Origin of the sequence: Bacillus cereus group sp. MYBK95-2 (assembly GCF_051915225.1) — a bacterium.
Lineage (GTDB): Bacteria > Bacillota > Bacilli > Bacillales > Bacillaceae_G > Bacillus_A > Bacillus_A cereus.
Genome location: NZ_JBQAEH010000001.1, coordinates 702,903 through 718,857 on the forward strand (window position 1 = coordinate 702,903; position 15,955 = coordinate 718,857).

The following is a 15,955-nucleotide window of genomic DNA, read 5'->3' on the forward strand; positions in this document are numbered from 1 at the left end:
ACCTTGGTTTATTTACATATATTTTATACATTATCCTTCTATCCAATCGACTATTTTCCCATCCTTTTTTCTATACCGAAAACCTACCGTATAGAAAGCTTCCTGTTTGAGTGTGCACTGCAACGTAACGAGAATTAAATCATTTTCAAAGACATAATTTCCACTCGCTTCTCCCTTTTCATACTGAAAGAAAAATGTACCTTCTTTTTCTTTTTGCTGTAAATCTTTTTTTATATCTGTAATAGATCGGTTAAGTAATTCATCCAATAAAAACTTTTGTTCTATTTCTATATAAAAATTTTTATCTGTAAACAACATATTTGTTTCGTATATAAAAAAAGAAGTTAATAAAATAAGAAAGATAATCGTTCCAGGCATTGTAAATCCATTTTGCTTTCTCATACGTTTATTCCTATTTCGCTATATCGCATAACTACACCTTCATATATTTTCCCACTAGTATCTTTCACATTTATAATGAGTACATGAGGTGTTAGTTTGTAAGAAACCGTTCCAATATTTTGTAAAACAACTTCCCTCCCGCGCCTATTTACCTTTCTTATAAGACGACTATTCTCTTTTTCATACGATACTTCACTCCCATTACGCGATCGGAATCGTAAAATACTTTCTCCATTTTCAAATGCTAGCTGTTCTCCAGATGATACTTCACGAAACTCCAATTGCATTTGCCCTAAATACACATCCCACTCCCAATCATTTAACCCTTTCGACTGTTTATTTTCCATTTCAATGAAATGTAGGCGGGGAAAGAGCAAAAAAAATATTGATAATAGAAACAGACATACAATCATTTCTATTAATGAAAAACCAAATTCTAATTTATTTTTTCTCCTACATAAAAGCATTGTTCCATCATTCTGTCTTTCACATCTCTCCACACAGTACAAACTTCATTGCCTCCCCAATATGTGTAATACACAATTCCATTTATATTCTTTTCTATTATTCGCTTGTCTTCATTTCCATACATATATATAGCTGCTTCTTTTTTTAATAATCCAGTTGCCTTATAACGAATTTGTATATTTTTTCTTTCTTGCATAACTAATACTGTTTGCGGTAGTAGTAACGATACAGCCATCATTAAAACACTTAACGATACAATCATTTCAGCCATTATGGATCCTTTTTGACATTTCACGATACGTAAATCTCCCTCTTCCAAGCTGAAATACAATTTCATATTTATAATTTCGATACGAAATTATAATCGTACCACCTCTATTAATATTTCCACTTGGATTATATGTCATCGGATTTGGAAACGTATGCAAATCAATTTGTATATCTTCTTCATACTCTCGCTTGACGATATAATACTTTGTACCTGACTCTTTTATAGCATACATATTTCTATCTTTATGCCAACGTAATGTATAGTGCTTTTGACGGTTTATCGCTAATTGCTGCATATACAAAATATCATTTGAAAACTGTCTCAAAAATTGTTCAACTTTTTGTCGCTCGTATAAGGAATGAACACTAAAATACGTAACTATACTTAATACAGAAATAGCAAATAAAACGAGTAACATTTCTAAAAAAGTAAACCCCTGTTGTTTCACAATGCCCTAATTGATACTGCGCCATCATCTGAAATATGAATAGATTCGCCATTCGGGCACTTATCAGTTGTAATATACTTTTCATCTGTCAGTTCTTTTAACGATGGAATTTTATTATGTTGTAATTGATATACTTGTATTTGCGCTTCTATAGATTTCACGTAAGCTGCACAACCTTTTCCTTGGACCGATGAGCGCTGTGTAACTACATTCGGAATAATTAATAGTAATAATATAGTTATGACAACCATTACTAATAGCATCTCTAACAGAGTAAACCCTTCCTCATTCTGCATACAAATGCCCCCTAAATAGAATTCATCATTTGAAACATCGGCATAATCATCGCTAAGTACATAAGGACAACGATTCCTCCAATACATGTAAATAAAATAGGCTGAATGATAACTAACATATGTTTAATTTTCCGTTCCATCTTTTCCATAATAAGATCGCTATAGTCACCTAATTCAATCCCTAAATTGCCGTTTGCTTGTCCATGCGTAATAACATAAGAAAGTTCTTTCTCGTAATACCCACTTTTAGCAATGATAGATTGTAACTGTTCTCCTCCAATTAATTGTCTTTCAATCCGGCTCGCTTCATATTTAAAGAACGGATGATATCTTTGCTCCATCATTATTGTTAAAGCTTCACATACTGATAGTCCACCATTTAATAAACCACTCAACTGAGTAGCAAAATAATGTGAATGCTTTAAAATAAGAAATGTTTTGATGAGGGGAATACGAAGCATAATTTTTACCTGTCTAATATGTGGAAGTTTCCTAAAATACAACATGTATAAAATACCTCCAATAATAACAGTTAAAATAGCGGTTAAAATAATGTAAGGTAGCAGTTTTATTGCACTTAAAATTTGTTCTGTAAGTAGTGGTGTATTAGAACCGAACGAACTATAAACCATTTCAACCTGAGGTAATAAAATGAGTTTAAAAATAAAGAGCATGATTAGTAGAAAAAACATCAAAAACATAGGATACTGCATTATTTTCATCATGTCTCTCCTATACTTATCTTTCTTATAAAGAAGTGCACTTCCTTGTTGCAAAGCAAAAGAAATATCACCATGTTGCTCGGCATAAAATAAATAACTTAACATGTCCTGATGAAACTTTAACTGATGAAAAGAATCGTGTAGACTTTTCCCATCTTTTAACCCCTCAATCATGCGCTGCAATTGTACTTTCTTTTCTACAGGTAATTGAAACTGTAAAAATTCTAATGCTTGTAAAAGAGAGTAGCCTTTTTCTAATAATTCTCCTAAACGTTTCAACAATACTACTTGATCACTTAAACTCCATGTTTTCTTAAACATAAACATCTTCTTCTAAAAAACCTAAAGCATATCCTTTTCGTATTGACGATTCTAAAGTCTCATGTTTGTAAGTAACACATTCTCCACCAGCTTCTTTAAGCGCTTGTTTTAACTCATATCCATATAGTAGCTCATATATGCTAGCCTGCCTTACTTGCCTCATTGATTTACATAAAGTTGAGCACTTTCCTCTGCAAAACGGACACTTCAATTCGACAAGTCGCTGTGCAGCTACAGCCAATAAAGACTGTTCAATCTCTTGCCTCGTTATACCATAATCCATGAAGCGAATGATTGCTCCTTTCGCATCATTCGTATGCAGTGTTGTCATTACTAAATGTCCTGTCAAACTTGCTCTTATAGCTATTTTTGCTGTTTCTTCATCACGGATTTCACCGACTAAAATAATATCTGGATCATGACGTAAAATAGCCTTTAATCCTGTTTCATATGTGAGACCCGCTTTTTCATTTATTTGAATTTGTAATACATCGTCACTTCTTTTTTCAACCGGATCTTCAAGTGTAATGATGCGACGTGTTTTCTTTTTTCTAATTACCTCTAATAATGCATACATTGTCGTCGTCTTCCCAGATCCAGTCGGTCCAGTAAACACAAGTAGCCCCTGTGAATAGCGTAAAAACGAGAGTAGTTTTGCTGCCGTACTTGGAAATAACGAAAGATGTGATATGGGCTGAACAGATGCTTGTAAATGAAGGCGAATAACGAGACTTTCTTGATATACTGTTGGAAGTGTTGAAAGGCGTAAATACACTTCTTGTCCATCAATTTGCAAATACAACGAACCATTCTGTGGCTTCCGTTTCTCGCCTATGTCCATAGATGCTAAAAATTTGAAATGTGAGACAAGTTTTTCTCCAAATTCCTTTTCAATACACTGTCTCGTCATTAAATCTTTTCCTATACGTAGTTGAACCGCTACATCCTTCTGCCGGGGCACAATATGTAAATCTGACGCTTGTACCCTACACGCTTCTTTTAAAATTGCATTCGCAAAAATTTCAATCCCATTCATCACTTTTCCCTCCTCACTATGTATATAGCATGAAAACATGCGCAATAAAAATTTGGACTTTTGTATTTTCAATAGAGGAAAAAGGAAAAATATGTTTGTGAAATTATGAACAATTTCCGAATTATTGTCTGAAATTACCTATACTCATGTTTATCTGTATTATAATGTTATTATCTTGGATAAAGTGATAAAGGTGGAGATCCTCATGGAACAAGCTTTAAAAATTACAGGTGTATTATCTGACCCAACTCGTTATTACATTTATAAATATATTTCGCAAAAACATAGTTACGTAACGGTACAAGAAATTGCAGATGAGTTTGACATTCATCCAAACGTAGCGCGTTTACATTTATCTAAATTAGAAGATGTTCATATGCTAAAATCGGAAACGAAGAAAACTGGAAAAGGCGGACGACCGAGCAGATTGTATGTCTTATCTGAAGATGTTATCCAATTACAATTTCCATTCCGTGATTATCAATTGTTAGCAAGAATCGCATTTAATTCTTTACTTAGTCTTGGTGCTGCTGGTGAGAAAGCGCTATACGAAACAGGAAAACAATTCGGAGCTGAATTAATGCAACAACATATGCAACGTTTAAATGTGAGTGAAGATGCTTTAACAGTGGAACAAAAAGTTCAAATTGCAAAAGAAGCTTTCTCAACAGCTGGCTTATCACCTGCATTTGAATTAAGTGCAGATGGAACAAAAATTTTCTATGATGTACACAATTGTCCATTTAAAGAAGTTGCTGTTCATCATCCAACTGAAATTTGTAACATGCACGGAGATATGATGAAAGGGATTTTTGAAATCCTATTCCCTAACATGGAATTAACTCGAAATGATAGTCTATTAGATGGATGTAAATCTTGTAATTATAAACTAACAATTTAATTTTTCATATAAAAAGAAGCCAATAATAATTGGCTTCTTTTTATATGAAAGAATATTTACAATAGTAAGAAAAATAAACTATAATGAGGTGAGGTTTACTTTTTTTAGAAAAGGAGGGAGATGGCATGGAGCGCATGTTTCGCGTTCTCGGCTTTTGGACTGGAATTTTCTCGGTTATGTTTTACGTAGGGGATATGCAACCGGCCGCACTACTATTTTTAGGACAAACAGGTTTCTTCGTACTTTTAAGCTATTTAAAATTAACAGAGCGTATGTATATATACGTATTTGGGGCATATTTAACTGTTTTCTTCATAGGATTTACATACTACACGACATTCTTACTTGTGCCTGGGGCTGGACATTAAAAGATGGCATTTTGCCATCTTTTTTTTAATTCCGGAATTTCCTAGTTGACTTATAGGTTTTATTACCTTATATTCTATATAACAGATTGGAATTAGGGGGAATCAACATGAATACACTGCTTGTCGGAATTAACGTTGCAGTCATGCTCATCTTAGTTGGCGTATTATATTATATGCAACGTAAGCATGTATCTTTTAATAAACGTGTATTTACCGCTTTAGGAGTCGGAATTTTATTCGGTCTTATATTACAATTTATTTATGAGCCAACTTCTAAAGTAATTATTGAATCAAATACTTGGTTTGGCTTAATCGGTAACGGTTATGTAAAATTACTTCAAATGATCGTTATGCCACTTATTTTAGTATCTATTATTTCAGCATTTACAAAATTACAGTTAACGAAAAACCTTGGTAAAATTAGTGGCCTTATTATCGGTATTTTAATTCTTACTACAGGAATCGCTGCAGCTGTCGGTATCGCTGCAAGTGCAGGATTTGATGTATCTGCAACCGGCCTACAACAAGGTGATGCAGAATCTGCTCGTCTGAAACTAGTTGAAGAAAGATTTACTTCTATTGAAAAGACAACAATTCCAGATAAATTATTAGAGCTATTACCTACAAATCCGTTTCTTGATTTAACAGGCGCTCGTCCAACATCAACAATTTCTGTCGTAATATTTGCAGCCTTTATCGGCATTGCCTTTATAGGTGTAAAACGAAAATATCCAGAACAAGCAGAGCTATTTAAGAAGATGCTTGATGCTGTATATGCAATCGTAATGCGTATGGTAACATTAATTTTACGCCTTACTCCATACGGCGTATTAGCTCTTATGGCAAAAACAGTTGCTGGTAGCGACATAAATGCTATTTTAAAACTTGGCAACTTCGTGTTAGCGTCTTACGTAGCACTTATCGTAATGTTCGTTATCCACTTATTATTAATTGCGCTATCTGGTTTAAATCCAATTCAATATTTAAAAAAGGTGTTCCCTGTATTAACATTTGCATTCACATCTCGCTCTAGTGCTGGTGCGATGCCATTAAATATTGAAGCGCAAAAAGAAAAGCTTGGTATTTCCGAAGGAATTGCAAACTTCGCAGCTTCATTTGGGGTATCTATCGGACAAAACGGTTGCGCAGGTATTTATCCAGCAATGCTTGCAATGATGGTCGCTCCAACTGTAGGAATTGATCCATTACAACCACAATTTATTTTAACTTTAATCGCTGTTGTTGCTATTAGCTCATTCGGTGTTGCCGGAGTTGGTGGCGGCGCAACATTCGCAGCTTTAATCGTACTATCTACAATGAACTTACCAATCGGTATTGTTGCTCTAGTTATCTCGGTTGAGCCATTAATCGATATGGGGCGTACAGCTCTTAACGTAAGTGGCTCTATGACAGCAGGTCTTATTTCAAGTAAATGGCTTGGTGAATTAGATCAAGATACGTACAATCAAGATGATACAAAAACTGGTGAAATTGCTTCATAATGAAAAAAGACGCTAACATACAATTGTTAGCGTCTTTTTTATTCCGTCCCCTCTTTATAGATTTTATCTTGAGAATTATCACTCTAAGTATTCTTCTAGTTGCTCTTTTAACTCTTCCCCAATCTCATAACAAGATTCATCAGCGAGTTCCCCTACTTTCTTACTCCCCAAAATGTTTGATTGAATTGGCATTCCTAAAAAGATTCTTTCACATTTCCAAATTGGAATATTATGAAATCCAATCAGCTCTTTTTCTTCATCTAATATAGCTATAGCAACTGATGAATAATAACCCACCTCAAAGGGATTCTCTTTTTCTCTTGCAAATCCCATATCTAATTCCATGTGTTTTTCTATGTATAAATGTGAATACTCTTTATGCAGTTTAAGTGATATTCGCTCTATTTCCTTCTCCATACATTGAATGTTCTCTTTTAACTCCAACGTAAACTCCTGTTCTTTATATTTCATTTTCGCCTCCTTAAACATAGAAAAAGAGAATACAATAACATATCCTCTTTCCTCAAATATATTTCATTATCTCACAGCCCGTCCTTTTCACAAATAACCATTTTGTTCGCACCATTTATGAAATTGTCCTACGTCTACTCCAACTAACACGATATCCTTTAGCTCTACATCAATGACTTGTTCTCCAATTACAATAGCAAACTGCGATGCTAATTTTGTCTCATTTTTCTTTACAATTCCAATTCGGTTCCGATGCGGTCCATCTTTTATATATGCTTTTTGTCCTACAATATCAAAGTTCAAAATTCTCACCTCTTTTACTGCGCTCAAATTGGAAATACGATCTCCACCTCGGAAAATTTCCTTTCATTGCACTATTTCTCTATATATATGACGAAACAATAAAAGAGTCCTTCCTTCTTTACAATTATTTTTTCTTTGTTTCATTTTTGTGATTGAAACGTAAAGTTTATAATAAAATACACTTGGAAGCGCTTTCTATGTAATTTTTTATGTTATAATATATAAGTAGAACTTCGTAAAGAGGGTTAAAAAATGAATACAAAAATGATTAAAAAAGTAATTGAAGCATTAAAAGTATATGGCTTTCAGGATGTATCATTCTGTGACAAAACGAGGCAATTTTTATTTCATAACGAAACCGATATTATGAGCGGCTATGCAGAAATAACATATAGTAGTCAATTTGAAAAATTCAACGTACAAATTCATCCAATTGAAACACATCACCAAGCAGAGTTACAAGAGATTGAAAGACATATACAAGCTTGTATAAGAAAAGTGGAATATTTAAACGCACTTCTTACCGGGCAGACAAAACTAGATGATAAAATTATTATTATGTAAAAAAAGAACGTGATCCAATCACGTTCTTTTTTCATTATACGTTCATCTTTTCCTTTAGTTGTAATCCTGTAACAGATTCTAATACATCCATCGATTCTCCAAATGTCATATCAAAAATTGTCTTGTCCTCTATGTATGGAAACTGTCTGAAACGCTTTTCTAACACCTTCACAGCATCTGATGTAAAGTTTGCACTATCAATGCCAAATTCTGTTTCAAGAAGAACGATCCAATCTAACACATGAAAACCTAATCCATTGACGAATGAAATCAATTTTTCTTCTGGGTTTGAAGATAAGAATACTTGGCGTTCCATCTCACTAAAAAGTTCTTCTCCTAAGATTTCAGCTAACTCATCATCATGTTCACGTTCAACAAGTTCTTCGTAGCCGTAATCATCCACAAGCTCTTCTACTTCTTCACTATCCTGACAAAGCAATTGACTAAGAAGTGCCTCTTTCTTAAATTCACTATTTTGTACGACTTCTAAAAAGCTCGTTTCCCATCCATTTTCTAATTTCATATTATGTACTCCTTTATATACGTTTCTTATCATCACTGTACCCAAAAGATCACTTTTATAACCTTTTAGGTAGTTACTATTATTTCATATGATTCATAACATAAGATGCAAACTCAGCTACATCTCCTTCAAAAATATTTATTTCTGGCAAGTGATAGAACGTTGTTTGGAGCGGGCTTCCTGCATGATATACATATATCGTTTTCTCTAGTGCAATCGCCATTCCAAACTCTGTATGGCTCCCATTTCCGCCATCTAATATAAGTAAAAATACATCCGCTTCTTTTACAGCATTTTGTTCTGCCTGACCAATTTCTCTTAATTGTTCTTCATTTGCTGCTTTTTCGTTTTTGGTCCAATCATATGTATGGTGCCATCCTGCATGTTTCAGTTCATTTGCTACGGAACGTACAAGATGTTTATTTTGGAAACCTGAGGCGATATAAAAATTCATTTATATACACTCCTTCATTATGTATAGGGAAACTCCTTTTTAGCGTTATTTGTTATAGCTACAATAAAGAACAACTTCAAAAAAAATCCCCATCTTTAAAACTTATTTGCGTTTAAATGATGGGATGCTTCATGGTCTTCTTTTATTTTTTGTTTTTTATAACTTTCATCAGCTAACATTTCTAGTTCAGCTGTTATCTCCGACTTTTCAAGCTCTCTTTCTTGCGAAAATTTCCTTGAAATATAAACAATAACACTACCAACGTACAACACAAAGCATATAATAAGTGCAGTATTTTCATAGAGACTTAGCTCCAACACAGTCACTCCTAATCCATTCGTATTTTCACGCCTCATTAATTGGAATTTCCCTATTAACCCATTTGTTATCCCGCTATTTGAGGGCAGTAAGACTCCCTCCTCAAAATTCAGTAACAGTAAAGAAGTTAGATGTGGGATGCACCCAACTGATTAAAGTTTCACTTTATTGTAACATAAAAATATCAATTCTTGGAATCTTTCACCCTACTAAAAGAGGCATGATTATTTCATCATGCCTCTGAAATATTTTGAATGATTGTTTTAATTGCTTCTTTTCCATTATATTTTTTTAGTGCTGTTTTATACTTCTCATTATTTTGATTTAATTCTTCGACATACTTTATAAGAGATTTTACATTTACATCTTCTTCATATAATACGGAGGCATATCCTTGTCTTTCAAAGGACTCTGCATTTAATATTTGATCTCCACGGCTTGCAAATTTCGATAATGGAATTAAAACCATCGGCTTTTGTAATGTTAAAAATTCAAAAATTGCGTTGGAGCCCGCGCGTGAAATAACAAAATCTGTTACCGCTAATATATCTGGCAGTTCTCCATGTACATATTCAAATTGTCTATATCCTTCTTTATTTTGTAAACTTTCATCAAGGTTACCTTTTCCGCAAAGGTGAACAATTTGATACTTTTTAAGAAGTTCTGGTAATGCTTCTCGAGCCGTATCATTAATTTTTTTCGCGCCCAAGCTGCCTCCCATAATCGTAATAACTGGCTTTTTACGTGAAAAACCTAAAAACGCTAAACCTTTTTCACGATTTCCCTTCAGCACTTCTTCACGTACAGGAGACCCCGTATATATTACTTTTTCTTTCGGTAAATGTTTCGCTGCTTCTTCAAATGTAACAAATATTTTCGAAGCAAAACGAAGCGCAATTTTATTTGCTAGTCCTGGCGTCATATCAGATTCATGTAATAAAACTGGTACTCTATTTAGCCATCCGCCAATTACGACTGGTACAGATACGAAACCGCCTTTTGAAAAAATCACATCTGGTTTTAGTTTTCGAATTCTTACATACGCATCCATAACACCCTTCATTACAAGAAAAGGATCTTTTATATTTTTTAAATCAAAATAACGACGTAGCTTTCCACTCGAAATACTATAGTAGGGAATGCCTTCCTTTTCTATAATCGTTTTCTCAATACCTTGGTGAGAACCAATATAAGAGATATCCCAGTTGTCTTCCTGTAAATATGGGATAATGGCTAAATTAGGTGTTACATGTCCTGCCGAACCGCCACCTGTAAAGACTATTTTCTTCATACGTCTCCCCCTTCTAGACTATAATACACTAAAATATCTTGCCTCAGGGTGAGAAAATACCATAGCCGTTACGGACGCTTCTGGCTCCATCATGAATCCTTCTGTTAATGAAATACCTATTTCCTCTGGATGAATTAAGCGAAATAGCTTTTCTTGATCTGCAAGTTCTGGACACGCCGGATAACCAAATGACACTCGTATTCCTCTATATTTCGTACGGAAACGTTCTTCCATCGTCAGTTCAGGTGAGTCCGGAATGCCCCAGCGGTCACGAATGAGCATATGTGTTTTTTCAGCAAGTCCTTCCGCTAATTCAAGCGCTAACGATTGAATGGCATGACTACGTAGGTAATCACCTTTCGCCTTCCACTCTTCAGCAATATCCCGAACTCCTTCCCCAACCGTAACAGATAAGAAAGCAACATAGTCCATCTCATCTCCTATTGGGCGCAAATAATCACCTAAAGTACGATAGGGAGCCTTTCCTTGTCTAGGGAATGTGAAACGCTCTATAACACGCGTATGATCTTCTGGATCATATATTACAATGTTTTGTCCGTCGCTTTGCGCTGGGAAAAATTGATACACTGCTTTCGGCTTTAACCAAGATTGTCCTTCCTGCAATAATTCATCTATTAAATCATTTAATTCATGTGCTCTCTTATCTCCCTCTTTCAAAAGCTTCTTCACATTTCCTTTTAATCCAAGGTGATGCCCAAGTAGCATTTGTCTATTCAGAAATGGTGCGAGATGAAGGGCGGGAACATCTCGTAATACAATTCGTTTTGTTGAATCAGGCACCATAACCTCTGATTTTGGTAATGGCTCAATTACTGCTGGAATTTCTACTTTCTTCTCCTCTTTTTTTACGATATGAAGATGACGTTCTTTTTTATCCTGCTTCATCTTCTCACGCTCTTCTTCTTTTTGAAGCTTATTAATAATATCGAGCCCCGTCATCGCATCACTCGCATAACAAACGAGTCCTTTATATGATGGTGAAATCCGATTATCTGTAAACTTTCTCGTTAACGCTGCACCACCTACAACAATGGGCACATCAATATTTGCCGCTTTTAAATCTTCAGCAGTCGTTACCATTTGTTGAGCTGATTTTACTAATAAACCTGAAAGGCCTATAATGTCCGGCTTCTTTTCTTGTACTTCTTGAACAATTCGATCCGAACGTACATTAATTCCTAAATTAATAATCTCATATCCGTTATTCGCTAAAATAATTTCAACGAGATTTTTCCCAATATCATGCACGTCACCTTTTACAGTTGCTAACAATACTTTCCCTTTTTTCGCACTATCACTAGATTCCATATGTGGCTCTAAATAGCTTACAGCGGCTTTCATACTTTCGGCACTTTGCAATACTTCAGCAACAATAAGTTCATTATTATTAAATAGTCGTCCTACCTCGTCCATCCCTGTCATAAGCGGACCGTTAATAATATCAAGAGGTTTTCTTCCTTCTTCAAGTGCAAGACTTAAATCCTCGTGTAATCCTTGTTTCGTACCTTCTACAATATAATTTGCTAGTCTTTCATCAAGCGTTAACGTTTCTTGCACAACGACATCTTTCTTTTTAGCAACTCGGTAAAAGTTTGTAAATTCTTCTAACGTCTCTTTCGTCGTTTCAAACAGTAATGCATCTGCAAGGCGTTTTTCTTCCTCTGGAATCGACGCATAGCGTTCTAATTTTTCCGTATTCACAATCGCGTAATCTAATCCTGCTTTCGTAGCATGATATAAAAAGACTGAATTTAATACTTCACGTCCAGCCGGTGGTAAACCAAATGATATGTTACTTACACCTAAAATCGTTAAACACTCTGGTAACGCTTCTTTAATAAGGCGAATTCCTTCTATAGTCGCTGCCGCTGAGCCAATATATTCTTCATCACCTGTCCCTACTGGAAACACAAGTGCATCAAAAATAATATCTGACGGGCGTATCCCATACTTCTTTGTAAGTAATTCATAGCTTCTTTTCGCAATTTCTATCTTTCGTTCCGCACTAACCGCCATACCGTCTTCATCAATTGTTCCTACAACTATAGCGGCACCATACTTTTGAAGAAGCGGTGTCACTTTTTTAAATCGTTCTTCTCCATCTTCTAAATTAATTGAATTAATAACAGCTTTTCCTTGAATATAAGTAAGAGCTCGCTCCATCACATTTTCATCTGTTGAATCAATCATAATCGGTACTTTTAAAACTTTCGTAACTTCTGCTAAGAAGTTTTCCATATCTTCTATTTCATCGCGATCAGGATCTGCCATACAAATGTCAATAATATGAGCATTTTTCTTCACTTGCGCTCTTGCCACTTCAGCAGCCTCTTCAAATTTCCCTTCTGCTACTAAGCGTTTAAATTTACGTGACCCAATAACATTCGTTCTTTCACCTACAAATAACGGTCTCATAGACTCATCATATTGCAGTGCTTCTAATCCACTAATTCCATGTCCTTCTCTCTCATGATGGTCACGAGGCCTAAGAGATGCTAGCGCGGATTTCATTGCTTTTATATGTTCTGGTGTCGTGCCACAACAACCACCAATAATATTAACCCATCCTTCTTCAGCAAATCGCTTCACCTTTTCAGCAAGAGAAGATGGAGATTCATGGTAATGTCCATCTTCATCAGGAAGACCTGCATTTGGATAACAAGAAATGTAACACTCCGATAAATCAGATAGTGAACGAATATGGTCCCTCATAAACTCTGGACCAGTCGCACAGTTTAACCCAACAGATAATGGTTTCATATGTTCTACTGATAAATAAAAAGCTTCAATTGTTTGCCCAGCCAGAGTCGTTCCCATTGGCTCAATCGTTCCTGAAATCATAATAGGAACCGTTTTTTTCAGTTCTTCAAAAGCGGCTTGAATTCCAATATAAGCTGCTTTCACGTTACGCATATCTTGACTCGTCTCAACGAGTAATACATCAACTGCTCCTTTTAATAATCCTCGTGCCTGCCTTGTATAAGCCTCAATCAATTCTTCAAAAGTCACACCACCTGTAACACTAATTGCTTTCGTTGTTGGTCCCATCGCTCCCGCAACATATACTTCCTTCCCGCTTTCTTTAACAGCTTGCTTCGCCAAAAGTGCTGCCTTTTCATTTAGTTCTTCATCTAAATGAGACAGATCATAATCACTTAGTACAATATTCGTTGCCCCAAATGTATTTGTTTCAATAATATCCGCTCCAGCTTCAATATAAGCTTTATGAATCTTTAAAATAACGTCTGGTCTTGTTTCCACTAAATATTCATTACAGCCCTCGTACTCTTCTCCTCCGAAATCTTCAGCAGTTAAATCCTCTTGCTGAATCATTGTCCCCATTGCACCATCTAATATTAAAATGCTATTTTTTAATTTTTCTTCTATACACTTCATCAATTAATACCTTCTTTCACTTCTTGCTTTTCTCTTACATATTTAACAAGATGTTCTGTAATTTCATACTTTAAAAATGGTGTAATAAGATAAATACCATTAAAATATTTCATCGCTGCGTCGACCAATTCTTGTGAAATGCGGATCCCTTCCTCAATTGCTGCCTCTTTCGTTTCATGTCCATCCATTCTCTCTCTTATTTCTTCAGGAAGAGTAATACCCGGCACCTCAAAATGAAGAAAATCTGCATTCCGCTTACTTACTAACGGCATAATTCCAATAAAAATAGGTTGTTCCAAATGCTTTGTCGCTTCATACACTTCTTCAATTAACTTGATATCGTAAATTGGCTGAGTTAAAAAATACTCCGCTCCAGCATCTATTTTTCGTTCCATTCGCTTAACCGCTGCTTTTAAGTGCCTCACGTGAGGATTAAATGCGCCGCCTACAGAAAACCTTGTCGCCGGTCCAATTGATTTCCCTAAAATTGAACGTCCATCGTTCATTTCTTTAATCATTTTAATAAGCTCAATAGAGGATAAATCATATACAGAAGTGGCACCGGGAAAATCACCAACGCGCGCTGGATCACCAGTTAAAGCTAACACTTCTTCCATCCCTAACGCCGATAAACCTAACAAATGAGATTGTAGTCCAATGACGTTATGATCTCTACACGTTAAATGCGTCAATACTGGGATATCATGCTTCGTTAATAACGCACCCATCGCCATATTAGAAACACGAGGCGATGCTAATGAATTATCTGCTAGAGTAATAGCATCTGCTCCCGCTCTTTTTAACGCTCTTGCTCCTTCAAAAAAACGCTGTGTATCTAACGTTTTCGGTGGATCTAATTCCACTACAACTGTTGTTTGTTTTTTCGCTTTCTCTGCTAGAGTGACGTGAGCCTTCGAACGTTTCTCATGCGTATGAACGACTTTCGGCCTTTGAATCGTGTCTTTTTCTATTACAGGGGTAATATTCGCAACAGCGCGCTTCATACTTTGAATATGTTCTGGAGTCGTACCACAACAACCACCCAATAACCGAATACCTTGCTCAATAAATCTCGGTGTCATCGCTTCAAAATAAGCTGGACTTCCCTCATATACGTAACGTCCATCCACATAATTCGGGAGGCCTGCATTTGGGTATGCTGATAAATAGCCATTTTGAGGAATCGATATCATTTTGAAAGCTTCCGTCATATGAAGCGGCCCTAGTTGACAATTCAATCCAACAACATTTGCACCGTAATCTATAAGTTGCTTTAATATTTCATTGACATCATTTCCATTTTGAGTCGTACCTGCTTCATGTAACGCTAATTGCGCAACAATTGGAATATTCGTTTGCTTACGCAATACTTTAACGGCATGAAGTAATTCAAATTCATCGTAAAAAGTTTCTAATAGTAATCCATCAACCTGTTCTTCTAGTAAAGCCCCTGCCTGTTCAAGTAACATAAACTCTCTTTCCATATCAGTCGTTGTAACAGCTCCGATATGTTTCATACCACCAATTGTTCCTAAAATTGCATTTTTATCTGTCACAGATGCTTTCGCTAGTTTTACTGCCGCTCTATTAATTTCTGTAACTTGATTTTCTAAACCATACATACGTAATTTCGCCTCATTTGCTCCATACGTATTCGTTTGAATTACATCTGCTCCAGCAGCTACATATTGTTTATGAATCGATATAATTAAGTCTGGATCAGATACATTCAATTCTTCAAAGCTACTTTGCAAACCATGTGAATGCAATAACGTCCCAACCGCACCATCACCTATTACAATTCCTTTTGATAATAAATCTAGTAATTTCACGACTCTCCCTCATTTCTATCAATATAAAAACCCCCTCTTCACTTTGA

At 35.4% G+C, this 15,955-nt stretch carries 19 protein-coding genes; 4 read left to right on the plus strand and 15 right to left on the minus strand.

All coding sequences use genetic code 11. The features are described 5' to 3' along the window. Positions 1-30: 30 nt before the first annotated feature. From comGG to comGA, 7 genes are read right to left on the minus strand one after another with little or no spacing between them, the layout of a single operon-like run. Positions 31-402, minus strand: coding sequence for a competence type IV pilus minor pilin ComGG (gene comGG / locus ACTFN4_RS03630; protein ID WP_001231317.1), 372 nt, complete (start codon positions 400-402; stop codon positions 31-33). Further along, positions 399-869, minus strand: a complete 471-nt coding sequence (gene comGF / locus ACTFN4_RS03635; RefSeq protein ID WP_000923101.1) for a competence type IV pilus minor pilin ComGF — start codon at positions 867-869, stop codon at positions 399-401. The genes comGG and comGF overlap by 4 nt, the downstream gene beginning before the upstream one ends. After that, on the minus strand, positions 839-1,141 hold the full coding sequence (locus ACTFN4_RS03640; RefSeq protein ID WP_000829469.1) for a hypothetical protein: 303 nt from the start codon (positions 1,139-1,141) through the stop codon (positions 839-841). Before ACTFN4_RS03640 ends, comGF begins: the two co-directional genes overlap by 31 nt. After that, positions 1,134-1,589, minus strand: a complete 456-nt coding sequence (gene comGD / locus ACTFN4_RS03645; RefSeq protein WP_000813141.1) for a competence type IV pilus minor pilin ComGD — start codon at positions 1,587-1,589, stop codon at positions 1,134-1,136. Before comGD ends, ACTFN4_RS03640 begins: the two co-directional genes overlap by 8 nt. Next, positions 1,586-1,885: a competence type IV pilus major pilin ComGC gene (comGC, locus tag ACTFN4_RS03650; RefSeq protein ID WP_001178687.1), complete on the minus strand. Its 300-nt coding sequence runs from the start codon at positions 1,883-1,885 to the stop codon at positions 1,586-1,588. The genes comGD and comGC overlap by 4 nt, the downstream gene beginning before the upstream one ends. Positions 1,886-1,896: 11 nt before the next feature. Next, on the minus strand, positions 1,897-2,928 hold the full coding sequence (gene comGB, locus ACTFN4_RS03655) for a competence type IV pilus assembly protein ComGB (RefSeq protein ID WP_000475187.1): 1,032 nt from the start codon (positions 2,926-2,928) through the stop codon (positions 1,897-1,899). Then, positions 2,921-3,964 carry a competence type IV pilus ATPase ComGA gene (comGA, locus tag ACTFN4_RS03660; protein ID WP_439962084.1) on the minus strand — a complete coding sequence of 348 codons (1,044 nt, stop codon included), beginning with the start codon at positions 3,962-3,964 and terminating at the stop codon, positions 2,921-2,923. Before comGA ends, comGB begins: the two co-directional genes overlap by 8 nt. 205 nt (positions 3,965-4,169) lie before the next feature. Here comGA and ACTFN4_RS03665 point away from each other — a divergent pair, with 205 nt between their 5' ends. The 3 genes from ACTFN4_RS03665 (at position 4,170) to ACTFN4_RS03675 (ending at position 6,735) form a co-directional block, all read left to right on the plus strand. Then, positions 4,170-4,865 (plus strand): helix-turn-helix transcriptional regulator, encoded by a 696-nt coding sequence (locus ACTFN4_RS03665; RefSeq protein WP_000434125.1) that lies wholly within the window; start codon positions 4,170-4,172, stop codon positions 4,863-4,865. Positions 4,866-4,990: 125 nt separating this feature from the next. Further along, entirely contained in the window at positions 4,991-5,233 is a 243-nt protein-coding gene (locus ACTFN4_RS03670; RefSeq protein ID WP_000440716.1) for a DUF2626 domain-containing protein, read from the plus strand. A 107-nt stretch (positions 5,234-5,340) separates the two neighbouring features. Continuing rightward, a complete protein-coding gene (locus ACTFN4_RS03675) occupies positions 5,341-6,735 on the plus strand; it encodes an L-cystine transporter (RefSeq protein ID WP_001094345.1) in 1,395 nt (464 codons plus the stop codon). Positions 6,736-6,813: 78 nt separating this feature from the next. Here ACTFN4_RS03675 and ACTFN4_RS03680 read toward each other — a convergent pair whose 3' ends face one another. Together ACTFN4_RS03680 and ACTFN4_RS03685 are read right to left on the minus strand one after the other, a co-directional pair. Continuing rightward, positions 6,814-7,206: a hypothetical protein gene (locus ACTFN4_RS03680; protein ID WP_000875395.1), complete on the minus strand. Its 393-nt coding sequence runs from the start codon at positions 7,204-7,206 to the stop codon at positions 6,814-6,816. A gap of 87 nt (positions 7,207-7,293) precedes the next feature. Next, a complete protein-coding gene (locus ACTFN4_RS03685) occupies positions 7,294-7,509 on the minus strand; it encodes a DUF3912 family protein (protein WP_001008327.1) in 216 nt (71 codons plus the stop codon). A gap of 252 nt (positions 7,510-7,761) precedes the next feature. Here ACTFN4_RS03685 and ACTFN4_RS03690 point away from each other — a divergent pair, with 252 nt between their 5' ends. Continuing rightward, positions 7,762-8,073 (plus strand): hypothetical protein, encoded by a 312-nt coding sequence (locus ACTFN4_RS03690; protein ID WP_001093239.1) that lies wholly within the window; start codon positions 7,762-7,764, stop codon positions 8,071-8,073. Positions 8,074-8,107: 34 nt separating this feature from the next. On the opposite strand, the gene ACTFN4_RS03695 is transcribed toward ACTFN4_RS03690, so the two are convergent. The 6 genes from ACTFN4_RS03695 to ACTFN4_RS03720 form a co-directional block, all read right to left on the minus strand. Then, complete coding sequence (locus tag ACTFN4_RS03695) at positions 8,108-8,596, minus strand: hypothetical protein (RefSeq protein ID WP_000764267.1); 489 nt, start codon at positions 8,594-8,596, stop codon at positions 8,108-8,110. A gap of 79 nt (positions 8,597-8,675) precedes the next feature. Continuing rightward, positions 8,676-9,050 carry a nucleoside 2-deoxyribosyltransferase gene (locus ACTFN4_RS03700; RefSeq protein ID WP_001012342.1) on the minus strand — a complete coding sequence of 125 codons (375 nt, stop codon included), beginning with the start codon at positions 9,048-9,050 and terminating at the stop codon, positions 8,676-8,678. Positions 9,051-9,145: 95 nt separating this feature from the next. Next, positions 9,146-9,406 (minus strand): DUF3966 domain-containing protein, encoded by a 261-nt coding sequence (locus tag ACTFN4_RS03705; protein WP_001250699.1) that lies wholly within the window; start codon positions 9,404-9,406, stop codon positions 9,146-9,148. A gap of 194 nt (positions 9,407-9,600) precedes the next feature. Further along, complete coding sequence (gene murG, locus ACTFN4_RS03710; RefSeq protein WP_000724776.1) at positions 9,601-10,659, minus strand: undecaprenyldiphospho-muramoylpentapeptide beta-N-acetylglucosaminyltransferase; 1,059 nt, start codon at positions 10,657-10,659, stop codon at positions 9,601-9,603. An 18-nt stretch (positions 10,660-10,677) separates the two neighbouring features. Beyond that, positions 10,678-14,076 (minus strand): methionine synthase, encoded by a 3,399-nt coding sequence (metH, locus tag ACTFN4_RS03715; protein ID WP_000649674.1) that lies wholly within the window; start codon positions 14,074-14,076, stop codon positions 10,678-10,680. Continuing rightward, complete coding sequence (locus ACTFN4_RS03720) at positions 14,076-15,908, minus strand: bifunctional homocysteine S-methyltransferase/methylenetetrahydrofolate reductase (protein WP_000770352.1); 1,833 nt, start codon at positions 15,906-15,908, stop codon at positions 14,076-14,078. Before ACTFN4_RS03720 ends, metH begins: the two co-directional genes overlap by 1 nt. Positions 15,909-15,955: the final 47 nt, after the last annotated feature.

What these genes read in the sequence shown, in the direction of transcription:
- comGG (WP_001231317.1), bottom strand. Translation starts at nt 402, where the DNA reads ATGAGAAAGCAAAATGGATTTACAATGCCTGGAACGATTATCTTTCTT.
- comGF (WP_000923101.1), bottom strand. Translation starts at nt 869, where the DNA reads ATGCTTTTATGTAGGAGAAAAAATAAATTAGAATTTGGTTTTTCATTA.
- ACTFN4_RS03640 (WP_000829469.1), bottom strand. Translation starts at nt 1,141, where the DNA reads ATGGCTGAAATGATTGTATCGTTAAGTGTTTTAATGATGGCTGTATCG.
- comGC (WP_001178687.1), bottom strand. Translation starts at nt 1,885, where the DNA reads ATGCAGAATGAGGAAGGGTTTACTCTGTTAGAGATGCTATTAGTAATG.
- comGB (WP_000475187.1), bottom strand. Translation starts at nt 2,928, where the DNA reads ATGTTTAAGAAAACATGGAGTTTAAGTGATCAAGTAGTATTGTTGAAA.
- comGA (WP_439962084.1), bottom strand. Translation starts at nt 3,964, where the DNA reads ATGAATGGGATTGAAATTTTTGCGAATGCAATTTTAAAAGAAGCGTGT.
- ACTFN4_RS03665 (WP_000434125.1), top strand. Translation starts at nt 4,170, where the DNA reads ATGGAACAAGCTTTAAAAATTACAGGTGTATTATCTGACCCAACTCGT.
- ACTFN4_RS03670 (WP_000440716.1), top strand. Translation starts at nt 4,991, where the DNA reads ATGGAGCGCATGTTTCGCGTTCTCGGCTTTTGGACTGGAATTTTCTCG.
- ACTFN4_RS03675 (WP_001094345.1), top strand. Translation starts at nt 5,341, where the DNA reads ATGAATACACTGCTTGTCGGAATTAACGTTGCAGTCATGCTCATCTTA.
- ACTFN4_RS03680 (WP_000875395.1), bottom strand. Translation starts at nt 7,206, where the DNA reads ATGAAATATAAAGAACAGGAGTTTACGTTGGAGTTAAAAGAGAACATT.
- ACTFN4_RS03690 (WP_001093239.1), top strand. Translation starts at nt 7,762, where the DNA reads ATGAATACAAAAATGATTAAAAAAGTAATTGAAGCATTAAAAGTATAT.
- ACTFN4_RS03695 (WP_000764267.1), bottom strand. Translation starts at nt 8,596, where the DNA reads ATGAAATTAGAAAATGGATGGGAAACGAGCTTTTTAGAAGTCGTACAA.
- ACTFN4_RS03700 (WP_001012342.1), bottom strand. Translation starts at nt 9,050, where the DNA reads ATGAATTTTTATATCGCCTCAGGTTTCCAAAATAAACATCTTGTACGT.
- ACTFN4_RS03705 (WP_001250699.1), bottom strand. Translation starts at nt 9,406, where the DNA reads ATGAGGCGTGAAAATACGAATGGATTAGGAGTGACTGTGTTGGAGCTA.
- murG (WP_000724776.1), bottom strand. Translation starts at nt 10,659, where the DNA reads ATGAAGAAAATAGTCTTTACAGGTGGCGGTTCGGCAGGACATGTAACA.
- metH (WP_000649674.1), bottom strand. Translation starts at nt 14,076, where the DNA reads ATGAAGTGTATAGAAGAAAAATTAAAAAATAGCATTTTAATATTAGAT.